Origin of the sequence: Streptomyces sp. NPDC020731 (assembly GCF_044334705.1) — a bacterium.
Classification (GTDB): Bacteria; Actinomycetota; Actinomycetes; order Streptomycetales; family Streptomycetaceae; genus Streptomyces.
Genome location: NZ_JBIRTN010000007.1, coordinates 178230 through 199052, shown reverse-complemented (window position 1 = coordinate 199052; position 20823 = coordinate 178230). Strand labels below are relative to the sequence as shown.

The 20823-nt window shown below is 70.9% G+C and carries 21 protein-coding genes and 5 tRNA genes; 7 read left to right on the top strand and 19 right to left on the bottom strand.

Annotated features, from left to right (window positions below; genetic code table 11):
- Positions 1–25: 25 nt before the first annotated feature.
- Both recG and ACH4VX_RS13125 read right to left on the bottom strand, forming a co-directional pair.
- Positions 26–2233, bottom strand: a complete 2208-nt coding sequence (gene recG, locus ACH4VX_RS13130; protein WP_398367475.1) for an ATP-dependent DNA helicase RecG — start codon at positions 2231–2233, stop codon at positions 26–28.
- Positions 2234–2260: 27 nt separating this feature from the next.
- A complete protein-coding gene (locus ACH4VX_RS13125; protein WP_398367474.1) occupies positions 2261–3991 on the bottom strand; it encodes a DAK2 domain-containing protein in 1731 nt (576 codons plus the stop codon).
- 267 nt (positions 3992–4258) lie between these two features.
- Here ACH4VX_RS13125 and rpmB point away from each other — a divergent pair, with 267 nt between their 5' ends.
- Entirely contained in the window at positions 4259–4444 is a 186-nt protein-coding gene (gene rpmB, locus ACH4VX_RS13120; RefSeq protein ID WP_004924906.1) for a 50S ribosomal protein L28, read from the top strand.
- Between the two features lie 237 nt (positions 4445–4681).
- Here rpmB and thiD read toward each other — a convergent pair whose 3' ends face one another.
- Positions 4682–5479, bottom strand: a complete 798-nt coding sequence (gene thiD, locus ACH4VX_RS13115) for a bifunctional hydroxymethylpyrimidine kinase/phosphomethylpyrimidine kinase (protein WP_398367473.1) — start codon at positions 5477–5479, stop codon at positions 4682–4684.
- Positions 5476–6441, bottom strand: coding sequence for a thiamine-phosphate kinase (locus ACH4VX_RS13110; protein WP_398367472.1), 966 nt, complete (start codon positions 6439–6441; stop codon positions 5476–5478). Before ACH4VX_RS13110 ends, thiD begins: the two co-directional genes overlap by 4 nt.
- Positions 6442–6647: 206 nt before the next feature.
- On the opposite strand from ACH4VX_RS13110, the gene ACH4VX_RS13105 reads away from it, so the two are divergent.
- Entirely contained in the window at positions 6648–6881 is a 234-nt protein-coding gene (locus ACH4VX_RS13105) for an Lrp/AsnC family transcriptional regulator (RefSeq protein WP_037933238.1), read from the top strand.
- Between the two features lie 20 nt (positions 6882–6901).
- On the top strand, positions 6902–7402 hold the full coding sequence (locus tag ACH4VX_RS13100; protein ID WP_398367471.1) for a DUF3515 domain-containing protein: 501 nt from the start codon (positions 6902–6904) through the stop codon (positions 7400–7402).
- A gap of 16 nt (positions 7403–7418) precedes the next feature.
- On the opposite strand, the gene ACH4VX_RS13095 is transcribed toward ACH4VX_RS13100, so the two are convergent.
- From ACH4VX_RS13095 to ACH4VX_RS13085, 3 genes are all read right to left on the bottom strand, one after another.
- On the bottom strand, positions 7419–8576 hold the full coding sequence (locus ACH4VX_RS13095; protein ID WP_398367470.1) for a D-alanine--D-alanine ligase family protein: 1158 nt from the start codon (positions 8574–8576) through the stop codon (positions 7419–7421).
- Positions 8577–8658: 82 nt separating this feature from the next.
- Complete coding sequence (locus ACH4VX_RS13090; RefSeq protein ID WP_398367469.1) at positions 8659–9669, bottom strand: NAD(P)H-dependent glycerol-3-phosphate dehydrogenase; 1011 nt, start codon at positions 9667–9669, stop codon at positions 8659–8661.
- Positions 9666–10472 carry a lysophospholipid acyltransferase family protein gene (locus ACH4VX_RS13085; RefSeq protein ID WP_398367468.1) on the bottom strand — a complete coding sequence of 269 codons (807 nt, stop codon included), beginning with the start codon at positions 10470–10472 and terminating at the stop codon, positions 9666–9668. The genes ACH4VX_RS13090 and ACH4VX_RS13085 overlap by 4 nt, the downstream gene beginning before the upstream one ends.
- Before the next feature lie 221 nt (positions 10473–10693).
- Between ACH4VX_RS13085 and cofC the strand changes: the two genes are divergently transcribed.
- Positions 10694–11332, top strand: coding sequence for a 2-phospho-L-lactate guanylyltransferase (gene cofC, locus ACH4VX_RS13080; protein WP_398367602.1), 639 nt, complete (start codon positions 10694–10696; stop codon positions 11330–11332).
- Positions 11333–11341: 9 nt separating this feature from the next.
- Entirely contained in the window at positions 11342–11545 is a 204-nt protein-coding gene (locus ACH4VX_RS13075) for a hypothetical protein (RefSeq protein WP_398367467.1), read from the top strand.
- Positions 11546–11654: 109 nt separating this feature from the next.
- Here the strand turns inward: ACH4VX_RS13075 and ACH4VX_RS13070 are convergent, their stop codons facing one another.
- The 4 genes from ACH4VX_RS13070 to leuC all read right to left on the bottom strand — a co-directional run bounded on the left by ACH4VX_RS13070 (position 11655) and on the right by leuC (position 14971).
- Positions 11655–12296, bottom strand: a complete 642-nt coding sequence (locus tag ACH4VX_RS13070; protein ID WP_398367466.1) for an HU family DNA-binding protein — start codon at positions 12294–12296, stop codon at positions 11655–11657.
- Between the two features lie 136 nt (positions 12297–12432).
- Positions 12433–12663, bottom strand: a complete 231-nt coding sequence (locus ACH4VX_RS13065) for a hypothetical protein (RefSeq protein WP_398367465.1) — start codon at positions 12661–12663, stop codon at positions 12433–12435.
- Between the two features lie 277 nt (positions 12664–12940).
- A complete protein-coding gene (gene leuD, locus ACH4VX_RS13060; protein WP_398367464.1) occupies positions 12941–13534 on the bottom strand; it encodes a 3-isopropylmalate dehydratase small subunit in 594 nt (197 codons plus the stop codon).
- 6 nt (positions 13535–13540) lie between these two features.
- The gene (gene leuC / locus ACH4VX_RS13055) at positions 13541–14971 is read right to left on the bottom strand and encodes a 3-isopropylmalate dehydratase large subunit (protein WP_398367463.1); all 1431 of its coding nucleotides are present in this window, start codon (positions 14969–14971) and stop codon (positions 13541–13543) included.
- A gap of 195 nt (positions 14972–15166) precedes the next feature.
- Here leuC and ndgR point away from each other — a divergent pair, with 195 nt between their 5' ends.
- Positions 15167–15880 carry an IclR family transcriptional regulator NdgR gene (gene ndgR, locus ACH4VX_RS13050; protein WP_398367462.1) on the top strand — a complete coding sequence of 238 codons (714 nt, stop codon included), beginning with the start codon at positions 15167–15169 and terminating at the stop codon, positions 15878–15880.
- A gap of 127 nt (positions 15881–16007) precedes the next feature.
- On the opposite strand, the gene ACH4VX_RS13045 is transcribed toward ndgR, so the two are convergent.
- The 6 genes from ACH4VX_RS13045 to ACH4VX_RS13020 form a co-directional block, all read right to left on the bottom strand.
- Positions 16008–16080 (bottom strand) — tRNA-Glu (locus ACH4VX_RS13045).
- Between the two features lie 27 nt (positions 16081–16107).
- Positions 16108–16179 (bottom strand) — tRNA-Gln (locus ACH4VX_RS13040).
- A gap of 20 nt (positions 16180–16199) precedes the next feature.
- A tRNA-Glu gene (locus ACH4VX_RS13035) sits at positions 16200–16272 on the bottom strand.
- A 29-nt stretch (positions 16273–16301) separates the two neighbouring features.
- Positions 16302–16374: transfer RNA gene (locus ACH4VX_RS13030), tRNA-Glu, on the bottom strand.
- Positions 16375–16414: 40 nt separating this feature from the next.
- Positions 16415–16486, bottom strand: a tRNA-Gln gene (locus tag ACH4VX_RS13025).
- A gap of 92 nt (positions 16487–16578) precedes the next feature.
- Positions 16579–17313 carry an HAD family hydrolase gene (locus ACH4VX_RS13020; RefSeq protein WP_398367461.1) on the bottom strand — a complete coding sequence of 245 codons (735 nt, stop codon included), beginning with the start codon at positions 17311–17313 and terminating at the stop codon, positions 16579–16581.
- Positions 17314–17464: 151 nt separating this feature from the next.
- On the opposite strand from ACH4VX_RS13020, the gene ACH4VX_RS13015 reads away from it, so the two are divergent.
- A complete protein-coding gene (locus ACH4VX_RS13015) occupies positions 17465–18238 on the top strand; it encodes a glycosyltransferase family 2 protein (protein ID WP_398367460.1) in 774 nt (257 codons plus the stop codon).
- A 259-nt stretch (positions 18239–18497) separates the two neighbouring features.
- Here the strand turns inward: ACH4VX_RS13015 and gltX are convergent, their stop codons facing one another.
- A complete protein-coding gene (gene gltX / locus ACH4VX_RS13010) occupies positions 18498–19982 on the bottom strand; it encodes a glutamate--tRNA ligase (protein WP_398367459.1) in 1485 nt (494 codons plus the stop codon).
- Positions 19975–20760, bottom strand: coding sequence for a fumarylacetoacetate hydrolase family protein (locus ACH4VX_RS13005; protein WP_398367458.1), 786 nt, complete (start codon positions 20758–20760; stop codon positions 19975–19977). Before ACH4VX_RS13005 ends, gltX begins: the two co-directional genes overlap by 8 nt.
- Positions 20761–20823 lie beyond the last annotated feature (63 nt).

Here is a 20823-nt window from a genome sequence, read left to right as displayed (position 1 = left end):
GCTGGTCGGTGACCGTCCCAGTCTGTCAGCCCTTCTCCAGATACTGCTCCCGCTCCTCGTCCAGCAGCGCGTCCAGCGCCGTGCGCAGGGCGGGCAGGTCCGCCAGGTCCGGGTCGGCGGCGACGATCCTCGCGGCCTCTTCCCGGGCCTCGGCGATGATCTCCTCGTCGTCGATGACGGCGAGCATGCGCAGGCTGGAACGGGTGCCGGACTGGGCCTGGCCCAGGACATCTCCCTCGCGGCGCTGTTCCAGGTCGATGCGGGAGAGTTCGAAGCCGTCGAGGGTGGAGGCGACGGCGTTCAGCCGCTGCCGGGCCGCGCTCGCCTCGGGCATCTCGGTGACCAGCAGACACAGGCCCGGGGCCGAGCCACGGCCGACCCGGCCGCGCAGCTGGTGGAGCTGCGAGACGCCGAAGCGGTCGGCGTCCATGATCACCATCGCGGTGGCGTTGGGGACGTTGACCCCGACCTCGATGACGGTCGTGGCGACCAGGACATCAATCTCGCCGGCGGCGAAGCGGCGCATGACGGCGTCCTTGTCGTCGGGCTGCATGCGCCCGTGCAGGACCTCGACCCCGAGCCCCCGCAGCGGCCCTTTCGCCAGCTGGTCGGCGATGTCCAGGACGGCGAGCGGAGGCCGCTTCTCCGCCTCGTCCTCGGCGGACTTCTTCTTCGCCGCCGCCTTCGGGCCGTCCTCCTCGTCGCCGATGCGCGGGCAGACCACGTACGCCTGGTGCCCGTTCGAGACCTCCTCGCGGACCCGCTCCCAGGCGCGGGCGAGGAAGTGCGGCTTGTCGGCGGCCGGTACGACATGGCTGGCGATGGGCGAGCGGCCGGCCGGGAGCTGGTCGAGGACGGAGGTCTCCAGGTCACCGAAGACCGTCATCGCGACCGTGCGCGGAATGGGCGTGGCGGTCATGACGAGCAGGTGCGGGGGCTGCTTGCCCTTGCCGCGCAGGGCGTCGCGCTGCTCCACACCGAAGCGGTGCTGTTCGTCGACCACGACCAGACCCAGGTCGTGGAACTGCACCTTGTCCTCGATCAGCGCGTGTGTGCCGATGACGACGCCGGCCTCGCCGGTGACCAGGTCGAGCAGCGCGTGGCGCCGCGCCGCCGCTCCCATGGACCCGGTGAGCAGCACCACCTTGGTGGCGTCGTCCGCTCCCCCGAGCATCCCTCCCCCGGCCAGCTCCCCCATCATCTCGGTGACCGACCGGTGGTGCTGCTGGGCGAGCACTTCGGTGGGCGCGAGCATCGCCGCCTGCCCGCCGGCGTCGACGACAGCGAGCATGGCGCGCAGGGCGACGAGGGTCTTTCCGCTGCCCACCTCGCCTTGGAGCAGGCGGTGCATGGGGTGTTCGGTGGCAAGGTCGGTGAAGATCTCGGCGGAGACCTTCCGCTGGCCCTCGGTGAGGGTGAAGGGGAGGCGGTCGTCGAAGGCGGCGAGGAGGCCGTCCGGCTTGGGGCGGCGGGCCACGGCGGGAAGTTGCGCGTCGGCGTGGCGGCGGCGGGCCAGGGCGACCTGGAGGACGAAGGCCTCGTCCCATTTGAGGCGGGCGCGGGCGTCGTCGATGTCCGCCTTGGTCTGCGGACGGTGGATCTTCAGCAGGGCCTCGGGGAGGGCGACCAGGCCGCGGCCCGCGCGGAGGGACTCCGGGAGCGGGTCGACGGCCTCCTGGGCGCTGGGCAGGACCGTCTGGAGCGCCTTGCCGATCTTCCAGGACTCCAGCTTGGCGGTGGCGGGGTAGATCGGGATGAGGGCGCCGGCCCAGGTCTCGACCGTCTCCTCGGTGTCACCGCGCAGCAACTCGTATGCCGGATGGGCTAGTTGGAGACGGCGGTTGAAGACGGAGACCTTGCCGGCGAACAACGCGCGGGTGCCCGGCAGGAGTTCCTTGTGCGGTTTGTGGACACCGGCGCCGAAGAAGACCAGCCGCAGCCGGCCGCTGCCGTCCGTGATGGTCACCTCCAGGCGCTGGCCCTTGCCGCGCGGGGCCTTGGCGGAGGCGAAGGTGTGCAGCCGGGCGTCGGCGACCTGGGCGACCACCGTGACGTGCTCGTCCATGGGGAGGTCGGCGAGGTGGGTGAGCTGGCCGCGCTCCTCGTATCTGCGCGGGTAGTGGTGCAGGAGGTCGCCTACGGTGTCCAGGCCGAGGTGCTCGGCCATCACCTTCGCGGTGGCGGGGCCGAGCACCTTCTTCAGTGGTTCTTCCAGTGCGGGCACGGGATCCATTGCACACCACACCACTGACAACGGGGGTCACTCCACCCCGATGAGCAGCAGGGCGCCCTGTCTGCCGCCGTGGTACACCACCGTGTCGACGGCGAGGTAGCCCTCGCGGACACGGGCCTCCAGGTGGGCGGCGACGGAGTCGGAGGCGCCGTCGCCGAGAACCAGGGTGACCAGTTCGCCGCCGGCCGCGAGCATGCGGTCGAGGACGGCCTCCGCGGTGGCCGTGAGGTCCTGCCCGATCACGGCCACGTCCCCGTCGACCAGGCCGAGGACGTCCCCGGCCTGGCAGATGCCCGCCATGGTCCAGGACTGGCGCTCGGCGACGGTGACCTCGGCGTAGCGGGTCGCGCCCGCCGCCGACGTCATCGACACCACGTCCTCGTCGAAGCGGCGCTCCGGCTCGTGCACGGCGAGCGCCGCGATGCCCTGGACCGCGGAGCGGGTCGGGATGAGAGCCACCCGGACGCCCTCCGCCCGGACCTGCTCGGCCGCCGCGGCGGCGGTGTGGCGCAGGTCGGCGTCGTTGGGCAGCAGCACCACCTCCCGCGCGTGCGCACGCCGTACCGCCTGGACGAGTTCACCGCTCGCGGGCGGCTCCCCGGGGCGGGCGAGCACGGCGGTCGCACCCGCCCCGGTGTACAGATCCGCCAGTCCCTCGCCGGGCACCACGGCCACGACGGCCCGCTGGGCGCGTTCCCCGGGCGCCGTCGGCTCGGCCCCGGTCGTGTGGACGTCCTCCGCGCCGAAGTGGGTGATCCGGATCCGGTACGGCCGCCCGGCCTCGACCCCGGCCTCCACGGCGGCGCCCGCGTCGTCGACGTGCACATGGACGTTCCACAGCCCGTCCCCGCCGACCACCACGAGCGAGTCGCCCAGCGCGTCGAGCCGGTCACGCAGCCGCGCGACGGCCGCGTCCCCGGCCTCCAGCAGATAGATCACCTCGAAGGCGGGGCCCCCGGCTTCCGTCCCCGGCCCCGGTGCGGCACCTCCGTCCGCACACTCACCGAGGCCGCCGGCCTCCTCCACGCGCGCGTGCGGCCCGGGACCGGCGATGCGTACGGAGCCGCTCCACGGCCCGCCCACCGCCGGCATGCTCCGCGGCGCCTCCCCCGTGAACGTCTCCACCAGCGCCGCGAGCACCGCCACCAGTCCCCTGCCGCCCGCGTCCACCACTCCGGCGCGACGGAGGACGGCCAGCCGGGCCGGGGTCTCGGCGAGTGCCGCGCGGGCTCCCTCGTGGGCCGCCCGCGCCACCGCCCCGCAGTCGCCCTCCGCCTCACCGGCCGCTTCGGCGGCGGCCGAGGCGACGGTGAGGACCGTGCCCTCGACGGGGTGCGCGACCGCCCGGCGCGCGGAGTCGGCCGCGTGCCGCAGGGCGGTCCGCAGTCCCTCCCCGTCGGCGTGGGCCGGGGCCCGGTCCCCGGCCAGTACCTGGGCCATGCCGCGCAGCAGCTGCGCCAGGATCGTCCCGGAGTTGCCGCGGGCGCCGATCAGCGCCCCGTGCGCCATCGCCCGTACGGCGTCGGCCAGCGCCGGCTCCTGGTCCCCGCGGGCCTCGTGCCCCGCGAACACCGCCTCCACCGCCGCGGTCGCCGACTCGACGGTCAGATAGAGATTCGTCCCGGTGTCCCCGTCCGCCACCGGGTAGACGTTGATCGCGTCGATCTCCTCACGGGCCCGTCCCAGCGCCTCGAGCGCGAGACCGCACCAGGAACGCACCGCGAGAGCATCGAAGAATGTCTGCGGCACCTGCGCCACCTGCGCCTCCCTGGGCTGCCGACCGTGGCAGGCAGCGTAGACCGTGGGACGCCGCCCACCGGAAGAGGGCCGGGGGCGGGCCCCTGAGCCGCCGTGGTAGTTTCGTTCTACGGATGCAGTCGTTGTATGCTGCTCCGGTTGCCCGATCCGATCGGGCCTCTCCCCCGGCACCGCCACTCAGATTCCACAGGGCTCCTGGAGCTCGGAATGTTGATCCCGGCATGCCGGGATCAACCGTAAGTGCATCTGAAGTCTTTGGAGTGACCCGTGGCTGCCAACTGCGACGTCTGCGGCAAGGGGCCGGGCTTCGGCAACAACATCTCGCACTCGCACCGCCGTACGCCCCGTCGCTGGAACCCGAACATCCAGCGTGTACGTACCGTGGTCGGTGGGACGCCGAAGCGCGTGAACGCCTGCACCTCGTGCATCAAGGCCGGCAAGGTCTCGCGCTGACGCTTTCGCTGAGCGCGCGGCCATAGTCGGTTTCGCCGCAACGAGCCGGTCCACCTTTGGGTGGGCCGGCTTCTTGCTGTGGGCCGACGCGTTTGCGAGGTGGCCGGCGTGAGGGTGGGCCGGGGGTGGTTGCGCAGCCCGGCGCTTACGGGGTGCCGTCGCGCCCACCCGTGCCGCCCTGCGGCACGACTGCCCGCGGGAACGGCGGGAGCGGCGGGAGCGGCGGGAGCGGCGGGCTCAGCTTCGCTTCTGGAGGTTCCAGGCGTGGTTCACCGGGCCTATGCCCGTACCCAGGGCGAAGCCTGCTGCGATCGCACCGGTGACGTAGTCCTTGGCGGCCATCACCGCCTCCGGCACGGACCGGCCCTTCGCCAGCTCCGACGCGATCGCCGACGCCAGTGTGCAGCCCGTGCCGTGGGTGTGGCGGTTGTCGTGTCTCGGCGCTCGCAGCCAGTGTTCCTCAGAACCGTCGGTGAGCAGGTCCACGGCGTCACCGGACAGGTGGCCGCCCTTGATCACCACCCAGCGCGGCCCGAACGCCAGCACCGCCTCCGCGGCCCGGCGCATGTCGGGTTCCGACCCGACCCGTACGTCCGTGAGCTGTGCCACCTCGTCCAGGTTCGGGGTGGCCACGGTCGCCACCGGCAGCAGCCTCGTCCGTACGGAGTCCAGCGCGGAGGCCGCGAGCAGCGGGTCCCCGTGCTTGGAGACCCCCACCGGGTCGACGACCGCCGGCACGTCCGTGCCGGCGACCAAGTCGGCCACCGCCTCGACGAGTTCGGCGGAGGACAGCATGCCGGTCTTGACCGCCTGCACCCCGATGTCGTCGACGACGCTGCGGTACTGGGCCCGCACCGCCTCCACGGGCAGCTCCCAGGCGCCCTGCACGCCCAGGGAGTTCTGCGCGGTCACCGCGGTGAGCACGCTCATGCCGTGCACCCCGAGCGCCAGCATCGTCTTCAGATCGGCCTGGATGCCGGCGCCGCCGCCCGAGTCGGAGCCGGCCACGGTGAGCACCCTGGGTGGCGCGCTCACGACTCGATGTCCCCGAAGTGGTCCCAGCCGCCCTGGGCCGTCCAGGGCGCCCCGTCGACCGTCACCTGGGGCAGCGCCGAGGGGTTGAGCACCTCGCCGATCACCTTCCAGCGGGCCGGCAGCTTCACGTCCGGCGGGAAGGTCGCCACGATCGCGTGGTCCTCTCCCCCGGTCAGCACCCACTGCATGGGGTCGACGCCGACGGCCTGGCCGATGTCGTTCATCTGCGAGGGGATGTCGATCGCCCCGGAGCGGATGTCGATGCGGACCTTGCTGGCCTCGGCGATGTGTCCGAGGTCGGCGATCAGCCCGTCGCTCACGTCGCACATCGCGGACGCGCCGAGACCGGCGGCGGCCGGTCCCGCGTGGTACGGCGGCTCGGGGCGCCGGTGCGCCTCGACGAAGGCGCGCGGCGAGCGGAAACCGCGGGAGAGCACCGCGTGCCCGGCCGCGGACCAGCCCAGCCAGCCGGTCACCGCGACGAAGTCACCGGGCTGCGCGCCGGCCCGGGTGACGGGCTCCTGGTTGCGCAGATCGCCGAGCGCGGTGATCGACACCATGATCGTGTCGCCGCGTACGACGTCGCCGCCGACGACCGCGGCACCGGCGACCTGGCACTCGTCGCGCAGGCCGTCCATCAGCTCGCTGGGCCAGGTCACCGGCAGTTCCGCCGGGACGACGAGGCCGAGCAGCAGCGCGGTCGGTACGGCGCCCATGGCGGCGATGTCGGCGAGGTTCTGCGCGGCGGCCTTGCGGCCGACGTCGTAGGCCGTGGACCAGTCGCGGCGGAAGTGCCGGCCCTCCAGCAGGATGTCGGTGCTGGCCACGACCCTGCGGTCGGGCGCGGAGACCACCGCGGCGTCGTCGCCGGGGCCGACCCGGACCGCCGGGGTGGTGGTGAGACGGGAGGTGAGCTCCCTGATGAGCCCGAACTCCCCGAGCTCACCAACAGTGCCCTTCATTTCCCTTTCGACCCTTCTATCCCTGTCCGTGCCCGGTCGCGAGCCGTTCGAGCCCTCGCTACGGTCGAAGTGACCGTCAACTTCTCTCGTGTCTGTACCCCGGCGCGCAAGGCCCGGTTCCCGCAGGTCTCCCCGCGAGGAGCGGCAACGCGATACCGTGGCGTTCCTTTTCCCCACATGATCCTCGTGGCCGCCCTGGAGGTTCCGTGGTACAGGCTTACATCCTGATCCAGACGGAGGTCGGCAAGGCGTCGACCGTCGCCGAGCTGATCGGCAAGATCCCTGGAGTCATCCAGGCCGAGGACGTGACCGGACCGTACGACGTGATCGTGCGCGCCCAGGCCGACACCGTCGACGACCTGGGGCGCATGGTGGTCGCCAAAGTCCAGCAAGTGGACGGCATCACCCGTACCCTGACCTGCCCGGTCGTCCATCTGTAGCCCCCGTCTACCCTGTGCCGGTGAACTCCTTCCGTCACCGGCACGCCGTCCTGTCCGCGCTCGCGGTGCTGATCACCGCCGCGGGCTGCTCCTCAGCAGACGACAGCGCGTCCGCGGCGGTTCCCCGCCCGGACGCGAAGGTCACCAAGCTGTGTCAGAACCTGGACAAGGCCCTGCCGGCGAAGGTGGACGGTGAGAGTCGCGACGATCCCGAACCCGCGTCCGAACTGACCGCGGGCTGGGGCGGCGTGGCGATCATACTGCGGTGCGGTGTCGAGCGGCCGCCGAAGATGGCCGACCCCAAGGTGGCCAACGGAAGCGACGCCGACGCGGTGCCGGGCGGAGTGAACGGCGTCGACTGGCTCATGGAGACGCAGGACGACGACGTGCAGCGCTTCACCACCGCCAACCGCGAGGCGTATGTCGAGGTCGAGGTGGTCGACGGACGGGACAGCACGGGCGTACTGATCGATCTCGCCCCGGTCGTCAAGAAGGCGATCCCCGAGGGGATCGCCTTCTGAAGGGTGCGTACGCGGCTCAGCGCAGCCCGGTCGGCCGGCGCAGCGCCGCCCGCACCAGCAGGTCGACCAACTCCGGGTAGCTCACCCCGGTGGCCTGCCACATCTGCGGGTACATCGAGATGGGCGTGAAGCCGGGCATGGTGTTGATCTCGTTGATCACGAACTCGCCGTCCTCGGTGAGGAAGAAGTCCGCGCGGACCAGCCCCTCGCAGGAGGCCGCGTCGAACGCGTCCACCGCGAGCCGCCGCACCTCGGCCGTCTCCTCCTCGGTCAGCGGCGCGGGCACGAGGCCGGGCGTGGAGTCGATGTACTTGGCCTCGAAGTCGTAGTACGCGTGCGCGTCGGGCGGCGGGATCTCGGCCGGCAGCGAGGCGCGCGGGCCGTCTTCGAACTCCAGCACACCGCACTCGATCTCGCGGCCGCGCAGCGCCGCCTCCACGAGGATCTTCGGGTCGTGGCGCCGGGCCTCGGCGATCGCCTCGTCCAGGCCGGACAGATCGTCGACCTTGGTGATGCCGATCGACGAGCCCGCGCGCGCGGGCTTCACGAACAGCGGCCAGCCGTGCTCGCCGGCGAAGTCGACGATCCTCCTGCGGGCGGCGGACTCGTCCCGCTGCCACTCGCGCGGCCGGATCACCATGTACGGGCCGACCTTCAGCCCGAAGGAGGTGAACACCCGCTTCATGTACTCCTTGTCCTGGCCGACGGCCGAGGCGAGCACCCCCGAGCCTACGTAGGGGACGCCGGAGAGCTCCAGGAGCCCCTGGAGGGTGCCGTCCTCGCCGTAGGGGCCGTGCAGCACCGGAAAGACCACGTCGACCTCGCCGAGCGCCTTGGGCACCGAACCCGGCTCGCTGTAGACGACTTCGCGGTCGGCGGGGTCGACGGGGAGCACCACACCGCCCTCCGTCGACTCGGCGAGCTGGTCGACGCTGGGCGTACGGCGGTCGGTGATCGCCATGCGTTCCGGCTCGTCGGCGGTGAGCGCCCAGCGGCCGTCCTGGGTGATGCCGATCGGCAGGACGTCGTACGCGGTCCGGTCGATGGCCTTGAGGACGGCGCCGGCGGTGACCACGGAGATCCCGTGTTCGGAGCTGCGCCCGCCGAACACGACGGCCACACGCGGCTTGCGGGACGGCTGCTCGGGGCTCTGGGGGAGGTTCTCGGTGCTCATATCGCGATGAGAGTACCCGCCCGCGGTGCCGGGACGCAGCGCCCGCAACGCCGTGCGTGAGCCGAACGGAGGGGGCCGTCGCTCAGCGTCGTTCGGGCTTCGCGCTGCGCGACATCAGCTCCTTGACGGCGACCACCGGGGGCTTGCCCTCGTGCACGATGGAGACGACCGTCTCGGTGAGCGGCATGTCGACGCCGTGCCTGCGGGCCAGGTCCAGCACCGACTCGCAGGACTTGACGCCCTCCGCGGTCTGCTTGGTGACCGCGATGGTCTCCTTGAGGGTCAGGCCCTTGCCGAGGTTGGTGCCGAAGGTGTGGTTGCGCGACAGCGGCGAGGAGCAGGTGGCGACCAGGTCGCCCAGGCCCGCCAGTCCGGAGAAGGTCAGCGGGTCGGCGCCGAGCGCGACGCCGAGCCGGGTGGTCTCGGCGAGGCCGCGGGTGATGAGCGAGCCCTTGGCGTTGTCGCCGAGCCCCATGCCGTCCGCGATGCCGACGGCCAGCCCGATCACGTTCTTCACGGCGCCGCCCAGCTCGCAGCCGATGACGTCGGTGTTGGTGTACGGCCGGAAGTAGGGCGTGTGGCAGGCGGTCTGGAGCCGCTGGGCGACACCTTCGTCGGTGCAGGCCACCACGGCGGCGGCCGGCATCCGGGCGGCGATCTCCCGGGCCAGGTTGGGCCCGGTGACCACGGCGATGCGGTCGGCGCCGACCTCGGCGACGTCGTCGATCACCTCGCTCATCCGCATCGCGGAACCGAGTTCGACGCCCTTCATCAGCGACACCAGGACCGTGCCGGGCGCGAGCAGCGGCGTCCAGTCGGCGAGGTTGCCGCGCAGTGTCTGCGAGGGGACCGCGAGGACGGTGAAATCGGCGTCGCGCGCGGCCTCGGCGGCGTCCGCGGTGGCCCGCAGGTTCTTCGGGAGTTCGATCCCGGGCAGGTAGTCGGGGTTGGTGCGGGTGGAGTTGACCGCCTCGGCGAGTTCGGGGCGCCGCCCCCACAGCACGACGTCGCAGCCCGCGTCGGCGAGGACCATGCCGAAGGCCGTCCCCCACGATCCGGTGCCGAAGACGGCCGCCTTGACCGGCTCGCTCACGTGCCCAGCCCCTCTTCCCGCGCGGTGGGCCGGCCGCCCCGCGTCCGCTCCTCCCGCTTCTGCCGCTTCTGCCTATATGTCCTGCGGCGCTGCTCGATCCGCTCCCGGCGCGGGTCGTACGGCGTCTCGGGGGCCTCCTCGCCGCGGATCTGTTCCAGCTGGCGGGTCACGGCCGCCATGATGACCTCCGTCGCCTCCTTGAGCAGTTCCGGGGTCATCTCCCGCTCGTAGAAGCGGTCGAGGTCCACCGGCGGCCCGGCCAGCACCCGGTGGGTCTTGCGCGGCAGCAGGCTGGGCTTCCTGGCGTACGGCGGCAGCAACTCGTTGGCGCCCCACTGGGCGACCGGGATCACGGGGCACTTGGTCTGCAGGGCGACGCGCGCGGCACCGGTCTTGCCGGTCATGGGCCAGCCGTCCGGGTCGCGGGTGAGGGTGCCCTCGGGGTAGAAGGCGACGCATTCGCCGCGCTCCACGGCGTTGATCGCGGCCCGGAAGGCGCTGAGCGCGTCCGAGCTCTCGCGGTAGACGGGGATCTGCCCGGTGCCGCGCATCGCGGCGCCGATGAATCCCTTGTTGAAAAGCCCGCTCTTCGCCAGGAATCGCGGAACGCGTCCGGTGTTGTACTGAAAGTGCGCGTAGGCGAAGGGATCGATGTGCGAATTATGGTTCACCGCGGTGATAAATCCACCCTCGGCCGGAATGTTCTCCATTCCACGCCAGTCCCGCTTGAGCAGAACCACCAGCGGCGGTTTGCAGAGAACCGCGGCGAAGCGGTACCAGAAGCCGATTCTGCGGCGCGGCACAAGTACACCTTCCTCTTCCGAATGACGGGCCCGGGGCCCGGACCCGGAGGCCGGGCGGGCCGCACAAGTGTCGCCCCGGGCCGCCGGTCTGTCGAGAACACCGTACGCCCGCCCGTTCCCCGCCACCGCCCTCGCAAGGAGCCCCGCACCCCTTCCCCGGCCCCCCGGCGGCCCCGTGCTCCGGGTGACAATGGCCGCGACAGGAGAGGGACGTGACACTCGTGCAGTGGACCTTGGTGGTACCCCTGAAGCCGCTGGCCCAGGCCAAGAGCAGGCTCTCGGACACCGCGGACGACGATCTGCGTCCGGGCCTCGCGCTCTCCTTCGCCCAGGACACGGTGGCGGCCGCGCTGGAATGCCCGGCGGTACGGGATGTGGTGGTCGTCACGGACGACGCCCTCGCCTCCCGGGAGCTGGCCGCGCTGGGTGCCGGAATCGTCCCGGACGAGCCGCGCGGTGGCCTCAACGCGGCTCTCACCCATGCCGCGACGGTGGCGGGCGCCGCTCGCCGCGCGGCTTGTGTCGCGGCCCTCAACGCCGATCTCCCGGCGCTTCGCCCGCCGGAACTGACCCGTGTTCTCGATACGGCCGCCGAATTCCCGCGGGCGTTTCTCGCCGACGCCGCCGGGTTCGGCACGACATTGCTGGCCGCGAGCCGGGGCCGGGAATTGCGCCCGTTCTTCGGCCCCGGTTCCCGGGTCCGGCACCGGGAGTCCGGAGCCGTGGAGCTGGACCTCGACGGTGTGGACTCGGTACGGCAGGACGTGGACACCGGTGACGATCTGCGGGCGGCGCTGGCGCTGGGCGTGGGCCCTCACACGGCCGCGGTCGCCGCGCGGTCGCTCATCACGGAGCAGTAGGCTGCCGGCATGCAGGCCACCGCGTACACCTACGACCCCGACAGCCGCAGCGGTCAGGTGCTCCTGGACGACGGCACACCGGTGCCCTTCGACGCCCCGGCGTTCGACGCGGGGGGTCTGCGGCTGCTGCGTCCCGGGCAGCGGGTGCGCATCGAGACCGAGGGCGAGGGCGCGGCCCGGCGGATCACGCTGGTGACGCTCCAGACGTTCTGACCGCCCGGGCGCCGGCCCCGGGTTCCGGAACACACCGCGGGCCGGGCTCCCGAGGGAGTCCGGCCCGGCGCGTGAGTGCCGCTTACCCGAAGGGACGGGCCCCGGCCCGCTACTTCTTGCGGGCGGTGGTCTTCTTGGCGGTGGTCTTGCGCGCGGTCGACTTCTTGGCGGGCGCCTTCTTGGCCGTCGCCTTCTTCGCCGGGGCCTTCTGGGCGGCCGTCTTCTTCGCGGCGGTGGTCTTCGCCGTCGCCGTGGTCTTGGCGGGCGCCTTCTTGGCCGTGGTCTTCTTGGCCGCCGCCGTCTTGGTGGTGGCCTTCTTCGCCGGGGCCTTCTTGGCCGTCGTCTTCTTCGCGGTGGCGGCCTTCTTCGCCGCCGTCTTCTTCGCGGCGGCCTTCTTGACCGTGGCCGAAGCGCCGCCGGTCAGGCTGCCCTTGGGCGCCTTCTTGACCGAGACCTCACCGCCGCGCGGCAGCTTCTTCGAGCCGCTCACCAGGTCCTTGAAGCCCTGACCCGCACGGAAGCGCGGAACGGAGGTCTTCTTGACCCGAACCCGCTCGCCCGTCTGGGGGTTACGGGCATAGCGGGCCGGACGGTCGACCTTCTCGAACGAACCGAAGCCGGTGACCGAGACCCGCTCACCCGAGACGACCGCGCGGACGATGGCGTCCAGTACGTGGTCGACGGCCTCGGCGGCCTGCTGGCGGCCGCCCACCTTGTCGGCAATCGCTTCTACGAGCTGCGCCTTGTTCACGTCTTCCCCTTCGGAGACATCGCCAGAACGAAAGTGTTCAAGCTTTTTCGCACGTTAGGCAGATATATACCGCAAATCAAACACGAAACGGGCTAATCACCCTTGTGCCGCAACGAACTCGGTTGTCTCGACTGGTTCAGCGTTCCTCTTCGGGGAATCGACCCTCGTCGAGGTCCTCGGTGAACCGCTCCAGACGCCTTGCCGCACCGGCGAGATCATGTTTGGCCGCGGCCGTAATGACCAGCAGCTTCCGGGCCAGCGCCATCCGTACGCCCTCCGGGACTTGCAGTGCGCGCACCTTTGCGTGCGCTTCCTTGAGCTGGACCGCGACCGCCGTATAGAGCCGGAGTTGGCCGTCGTGTTCCATGCACAGATTGTGCCATCTGGGGCGAGTTGTCGCCTGCGCAGGGGGCAACTGCCGCCTCGGACGGCCGTCCGGGCACACGCGGGGATCACGGGCACGTGACACGTGTACCCCAACAACCACCTTCATAACGCGGCAAGTTGATGGCCCTCAAGGCGGCACGCGGGGCCGAACGGGTGCAGACATGCCGGTACCCCCGATCGAGGCGATCGGGGGTACGGGAGGGATGATCCGGTGGCCGAAAGTCGACCTCCGGCGAGGACTTCGGCCGCGGCGCGGATCAGGCCGTGAGCGTCCTCGGCTTGAACGACGGGCGCTTCGCCTCGTACGCGGCGATGTCCGCCTCGTTCTGCAGCGTGATGGAGATGTCGTCGAGCCCGTTCAGCAGCCGCCAGCGGGAGTTCTCGTCGAGCTCGAAGGAGGCGGTGATGCCCTCGGCGCGCACCTCGCGGGCCTGGAGGTCGACGGTGATCTCCGCCGTGGGGTCGGCCTCGGTGAGCTCCCACAGCGCGTCCACGGTCTTCTGGTCGATCACCACCGTCAGCAGGCCGTTCTTCAGCGAGTTGCCGCGGAAGATGTCGGCGAAGCGGGAGGAGATCACGGTCTTGAAGCCGTAGTTCTGCAGCGCCCAGACGGCGTGCTCACGGGAGGAGCCGGTGCCGAAGTCGGGGCCGGCGACCAGCACGGTCGCACCCTCCCGCTCGGGCTGGTTGAGGATGAAGGACGCGTCCTTGCGCCAGGCCTCGAACAGCCCGTCCTCGAACCCGTCCCGGGTCACCTTCTTGAGCCAGTGGGCGGGGATGATCTGGTCGGTGTCGACGTTGCCGCGGCGCAGCGGGACGGCCCGGCCGGTGTGGGTGGTGAATGCTTCCATGACTGATCAGACTCCAGCGGGCGTACGGGCGTCGGCGGCGGCGAGGTCGGCCGGGGAGGCCAGGTGACCGAGGACCGCGGTGGCGGCGGCGACCTGCGGGGACACCAGGTGGGTGCGGCCGCCCTTGCCCTGCCGGCCCTCGAAGTTGCGGTTGGAGGTGGAGGCGGAGCGCTCACCGGGGGCGAGCTGGTCGGGGTTCATGCCCAGGCACATCGAGCAGCCCGCGTGCCGCCATTCGGCGCCGGCCTCCTTGAAGACCACGTCCAGGCCCTCGGAGACGGCCTGCAGGCCGACCCGCGCGGAGCCCGGGACGACCAGCATCCGTACGCCGTCGGCGACTTTGCGGCCGTTGATGATGTCCGCGGCGGCGCGCAGGTCCTCGATGCGGCCGTTGGTGCAGGAACCTACGAAGACGGTGTCCACGTTGATGGAGCGCAGCGTCTGGCCGGCCTCCAACCCCATGTACTCCAGGGCCTTTTCGGCGGCGAGCCGCTCCGAGGCGTCTTCGTACGAAGCCGGGTCGGGGACGGACGCGGAAAGCGGGGCGCCCTGGCCCGGGTTGGTGCCCCAGGTGACGAACGGTGACAGTTCGGCGGCCTCGATGACCACCTCGGCGTCGAACTCGGCGTCCTCGTCGGACCTGAGCGTCTTCCAGTAGGCGACGGCCGCGTCCCAGTCCTCGCCCTTCGGGGCGTGCGGGCGGCCCTCGAGGTAGGCGAACGTCGTCTCGTCGGGGGCGATCATGCCCGCGCGGGCGCCGGCCTCGATCGACATGTTGCAGATGGTCATCCGGGCCTCCATCGAGAGCTTCTCGATGGCCTCGCCGCGGTACTCCAGGACGTAGCCCTGGCCGCCGCCGGTGCCGATCCTCGCGATGATCGCCAGGATCAGGTCCTTGGCCGTGACACCGTCGGGCAGTTCGCCGTTGACGGTGATCGCCATGGTCTTCGGGCGGACCAGCGGCAGCGTCTGGGTGGCCAGGACGTGCTCGACCTGGGAGGTGCCGATACCGAACGCGAGTCCGCCGAAGGCGCCGTGCGTGGAGGTGTGCGAGTCGCCGCAGACGACGGTCATGCCCGGCTGGGTCAGACCCAGCTGCGGGCCGACGACGTGTACGACGCCCTGCTCGACGTCGCCCAGCGAGTGCAGCCGGACGCCGAACTCGGCGCAGTTCGCCCGCAGCGTCTCCAGCTGGACCCGGGAGACCGGGTCGGCGATCGGCTTGTCGATGTCGAGGGTCGGGGTGTTGTGGTCCTCGGTGGCGATGGTGAGGTCGAGACGGCGCACCGGGCGGCCGTTCTTGCGCAGGCCGTCGAAGGCCTGCGGGCTGGTCACCTCGTGCAGCAGGTGCAGATCGATGAAGAGGAGGTCGGGCTCGCCCTCGGCGCGCCGGACGACGTGGTCGTCCCAGACCTTCTCCGCGAGTGTCCTACCCATCGCTGTCCCTCCGGCCGGCACGTGGTGCGCCGGTCCAACTAGATCTGTGGGGAGACGGCGCCCGCACCCCTGCTTCCGGGCGTCCGCCGCCAGGCCCGGTGGTCCACGGGCCGCGTTGCTTCCGTACTTCCAGAGTGGCGGGTTCCACGGAAAATTGAACTTGCGTTTCACAGAGTGAGACGCAAGTATCGTTGCATGGACAACAGTAGCGGCGTCGGCGTTCTGGACAAGGCGGCCCTCGTCCTGAGCGCTCTGGAGTCCGGTCCGGCCACCCTCGCGGGCTTGGTCGGGGCCACCGGACTGGCACGACCCACGGCCCACCGCCTGGCCGTGGCGCTGGAACACCACCGCATGGTGGCGCGCGACATGCAGGGCCGCTTCATTCTCGGCCCGCGCCTGGCCGAACTGGCCGCGGCGGCGGGTGAGGACCGGCTGCTCGCCACGGCGGGCCCGGTGCTCACCCATCTCCGCGACATCACCGGCGAGAGCGCCCAGCTCTACCGCCGCCAGGGCGACATGCGCATCTGCGTGGCCGCGGCGGAGCGTCTCTCGGGTCTGCGGGACACGGTGCCGGTGGGCTCCACGCTCACGATGAAGGCCGGTTCCTCGGCGCAGATCCTGATGGCCTGGGAGGAGCCGGAGCGACTGCACCGGGGCCTGCAGGGCGCCCGGTTCACGGCGACGGCCCTCTCGGGCGTACGACGCCGGGGCTGGGCCCAGTCGATCGGCGAGCGCGAGCCGGGCGTGGCGTCCGTCTCCGCGCCGGTGCGCGGGCCGTCGAACCGCGTGGTGGCCGCCGTTTCGGTCTCCGGCCCCATCGAGCGCCTGTCCCGCCACCCGGGCCGGATGCACGCCCAGGCCATCATCGACGCCGCAGCCCGTCTCTCCGAGGCGCTGCGCCGCTCCTGACCACTCTTTCCGTACCGTCCCGTGGGAACGGGCCCGCCTCAACGCCGCGGCGGGCCCTCCCTCGCTTCCCGGGTGCGTGTCCGGGAACGCCGAAAGCCCTCCACCGAGGTGGAGGGCTTTCACTGTGTACCCCCGACCGGATTCGAACCGGCGCTACCGCCTTGAGAGGGCGGCGTGCTAGGCCGCTACACAACGGGGGCGTGGATCATGCGTCGCCGCAGATCCTGCTGGTCTACCTGGACTCGAACCAAGACTAACTGAACCAGAATCAGCCGTGCTGCCAATTACACCATAGACCAATGATGGTTTAGACCAGTCGTACCCCCGACCGGATTCGAACCGGCGCTACCGCCTTGAGAGGGCGGCGTGCTAGGCCGCTACACAACGGGGGCCCCAGCAGTCCCGAGATGATCGGAACCAGTACCCCCGACCGGATTCGAACCGGCGCTACTGCCTTGAGAGGGCAGCGTGCTAGGCCGCTACACAACGGGGGCTTTGCGGATCAGATCCGCGGGTGCAGATGAGCTCTGCGAGCTGGCCTACCTGGACTCGAACCAAGACTAACTGAACCAGAATCAGTCGTGCTGCCAATTACACCATAGGCCACTGGAACGCAAGCCCCCGCAAGGGGTTCTTGTTCTAGTTCGACGCTCGGGGCTCCGGCCTTCCGGCCCGCTCCCCTCGGCGCAGGAAGAACATTACCTGAAGGAGGACGGGGCTCCAAAACGGGTATCGGCGGCGAGTATCGCGGGAAGTTCGGCGAGGGAGGCGATACGGCGGGGTCCGACGGGCGGGTCGACGGTCGCGTACGCGCCGCCGCGGTCGATCCACACCGACAGCAGCCCTGCCTCCGCGGCTCCCCGGCCGTCGATCTCCGGGTGGTCACCGACGTACGCCACCTGGTGCGGGGGCAGCGCCAGCGCGTCGCAGGCGGCGAGGAACGCGCCGGCCTCGGGCTTGGAGACGCCCAGTTCGGCGGCGCACAGGATGGCCTCGAAGCGGTCGTGGATGCCGAGGACGCGCAGCTTGCGGTCCTGGACATGGAGGCTGGAGTTGGAGAGCACGGCGTGGCGGTGGCCGGCGGCGAGGGCGTCGAGGACGGGCAGCACGTCCGGGAAGAGGCTCCAGGCGGACTCGTAGTGCGTGACGTACCGCCGGAACCAGTCGTCGGCCTCGGTGTCCGTCAGCTGCGGCCGGTCCAGGAAGACCCGGGTGCGGTCGCGCCGCTGTGTCTCGAAGTCCACCTCCCGCGCGGCGAACCGCGCCCACTGCTGCTCGGTGACCTCCCGCCACCGCGCGAGGGCCTCCTCGGCCGACCCGTACCCGGCGAGGAGCCCCTCGGCCACCAGGTGGGCGCGCATGCCCTCGCGGTCGGCGGTGGTGTAGTCGAAGAGCGTGTCGTCGACGTCCCAGACCACGGCTTTGACCGGCATGACACCCAGCTTAGGCAGCCGGAGTCGTGGGCCGGACCGTCCGCCCCGGTTCACGGAGATTCCTGCGGATCTCCGTGAACCGGGGCACATCGGCTGCTCGATTGCGATGTTTGAATGGACCGTCGTTCCTGATCCGGCAAGGAGAAACGCTGTGCCCCTGGTGTCTGTCGTGATGCCCGTGTACAACTCGGCACCCACCCTCGGCGCAGCCGTCCGATCGGTACTCACGCAGACCCACAGCGACCTGGAGCTCCTGGTCACCGACGACCAGTCCTCCGATGGCTCCATGGACCTGCTTCGCGAGTTCTCCGAGCAGGACGAGCGCGTCCTGCCGGAGTCGGCACCCGAACAGGGAGGTGCGGGCCGGGCCCGCAACCTCGCGATCGAGCGGGCCCGCGGGGACTACATCGCCTTTCTCGACAGCGACGACATGTGGCTTCCGGAGAAGACCGAGAAGCAGCTCGCCTTCGCCGCGGAGGCCACTGCGCCGTTGACGTTCACCTCGTACTTCAAGATGGACGCCGACTACGACGGCGAGAGCACCGACTGGGTCCCGAACGGGCGGGTGGTCCGTGCGCGGAAGCACGTGGACTACCGCGCGATGCTGGTCCAGGACCACATCGGTGCTCTCACCGCCATGTACGACCGCAATGCCCTGGGCACGAGGCTGATGCCTGAGATGCGCAAGCGTCAGGACTACGCCCTCTGGCTGTCGATCATGCGGGACGGCGCTGACGCCCGGGGCCTGACTGAGCCGCTTGCGGTGTACAGGGCCCACCAGGCGGGATCGCTGTCCTCCAACAAGCTGTCGCTCGTGCGATACAACTGGGCTCTGTACCGCGAGCACGAGCGTCTGTCGGTCCCACGGGCGACGCGGGCGCTGACCGGGGCTGTATGGCAGTCCCTGCGTAACTCGCGCATCTAGAACGGGCACGGAAGCCCGGTGCGTGACCGTTTCCGGGGGTGCCCGCCCGGCCCCCGCTCCATGACCGTGCCGCGCGCCCGGGGGTGGGAGTCGGTGGGTCACCGGTGCCGTCGATCAGCTTCGGCAGCGCGAGGCCGACCTCATCGCCCGCCGCATCGGCCTGTGCGGCGGCCGGGGTCCGCTCATCCAGCTCATCCAGCATCAGGCCAGGGGCGGTGCCCGGAAGTGTCCGGGCACCGCCCCTTCAACGTCCTATGGACTACGCCGCCAGCTTCGCCAGCGCCGCGTCGACGCGCGCCAGCGTCTTCTCCTTGCCCAGGACCTCCAGGGACTCGAAGAGCGGCAGACCGACCGTGCGGCCGGTGACGGCGACGCGGACCGGGGCCTGGGCCTTGCCGAGCTTGAGGCCGTGGGTCTCGCCGGCGGCCAGGACGGCCTCCTTGAGGGAGTCCGGGGACGTCCAGTCGGCCGCCTCCAGCTTCTCGCGGGCCGTACGGAGCAGGGCGTCGCTGCCCTCCTTCATGGCCTTGTTCCAGGACGCCTCGTCGAAGGCCGGCTCCGCCAGGAACAGGAAGTCGACGTTGTCCGTGATCTCGGAGAGGACCTTGAGGCGGGTCTGCGCGTGCGGGGCGATGGCCTCCCACTTGGCCTCGTCGAAGGCCTCCGGGGCCCAGGGCGCGAAGGGGGCCTTGAGCCAGGGGGCGCAGCGCTCGGTGAAGTCCTTCACGTCCAGCATGCGGATGTGGTCGCCGTTGATCGCCTCGCACTTCTTCAGGTCGAAGCGGGCCGGGTTCGGCTGCACGTCGGCGACGTCGAAGGCCGCGATCATCTCGTCGACGGAGAAGACGTCCTGGTCGGCGGAGAGCGACCAGCCGAGCAGGGAGAGGTAGTTGAGCAGGCCCTCGGGGAGGAAGCCGCGCTCGCGGTACAGGTTGAGGGAGGACTCCGGGTCACGCTTGGAGAGCTTCTTGTTGCCCTCGCCCATCACGTACGGCAGGTGGCCGAAGGCCGGGGTCCGCTTGGCGATGCCCAGCTCGGTCAGCGCCTTGTACAGGGCGATCTGGCGCGGGGTGGAGGAGAGCAGGTCCTCGCCGCGCAGGACGTGGGTGATCTCCATCAGGGCGTCGTCGACCGGGTTGACCAGCGTGTACAGCGGGGCCCCGTTGGCGCGGACGATGCCGTAGTCCGGGACGTTCTCCGGGGTGAAGGTCAGCTCGCCGCGGACCAGGTCCGTGAAGGTGATCGTCTCGTCGGGCATCCGGAAGCGGACGATCGGCTCGCGGCCCTGGGCCTGGTACTCCGCGACCTGGGCGTCGGTCAGCTCGCGGCAGTGGCCGTCGTACCCGGAGGGCCTGCCGGCGGCGCGGGCGGCCTCGCGGCGGCTGTCCAGCTCCTCCTGGGAGCAGTAGCAGCGGTAGGCGTGACCGGCGTCGAGGAGCTTCTGCGCGACGTCCTTGTAGAGGTCCGTGCGCTGCGACTGCCGGTACGGGGCGTGCGGGCCGCCGATCTCGGGGCCCTCGTCCCAGTCGAAGCCGAGCCAGCGCATCGAGTCGAGCAGCTGGGCGTAGGACTCCTCGGAGTCGCGGGCCGCGTCGGTGTCCTCGATGCGGAAGACCAGGGTGCCGCCGTGGTGCTTGGCGAACGCCCAGTTGAACAGGGCCGTGCGGACCAGGCCCACATGGGGGTTACCGGTGGGCGACGGGCAGAAACGGACGCGTACGGAGGAGCCGGGTGCGCTAGCCACGCTTGACAACCTTGTTGGTGAGAGTGCCGATGCCTTCGATGGTGACGGCGACCTCGTCGCCGACGTTGAGGGGGCCGACGCCGGCCGGGGTGCCCGTGAGGACGACGTCGCCCGGGAGCAGCGTCATGGCCTCGGAGATGTTGACGATCAGGTCCTCGATGGAGTGGATCATCTCGCTGGTGCGGCCGAGCTGGCGCTGGGCGCCGTTGACCGTGAGCTGGATGGTCAGGTCGCCCGCGGTGGCGATGTCGATGTCCGTCTCCACCCAGGGGCCGAGCGGGCAGGAGGTGTCGAAGCCCTTGGCCCGGGCCCACTGCTTCTCGCGCTTCTGCACGTCGCGCGCGGTGATGTCGTTGGCGCAGGTGTAGCCGAAGACCACGTCCTTGACGCGCTCGCGCGGGACCTCGCGGCACATCCGGCCGATGACCACGGCCAGCTCGGCCTCGTGGTGCACCTCCTGGGAGAAGGAGGGGTACTGGATCTCGTCGCCGGGGCCGATCACCGAGGTGGAGGGCTTGAAGAAGGCGAACGGGGCGTCGGGCACCTCGTTGCCGAGTTCCCTGGCGTGTTCGGCGTAGTTGCGGCCGAAGGCCACCACCTTGTTGGGCAGCACCGGGGGCAGCAGCCTGACCTTGCTCACCGGGACCTTGGTGCCGGAGAGCTCGAAGTCCGCGAACGGGATGCCCTTGATGATGTCCAGGACGAGCTCGTCCTGCCTCTCGCCCTCGACCGCGCCGAAGGCGACGTTCCCGTCGATGGAGAATCTGGCGATGCGCACGGGATGCTTGTCCCCTTGACCGATCGGCTGAAGTCTGACGCTCCAGGCTAACGCGCAGGGGTC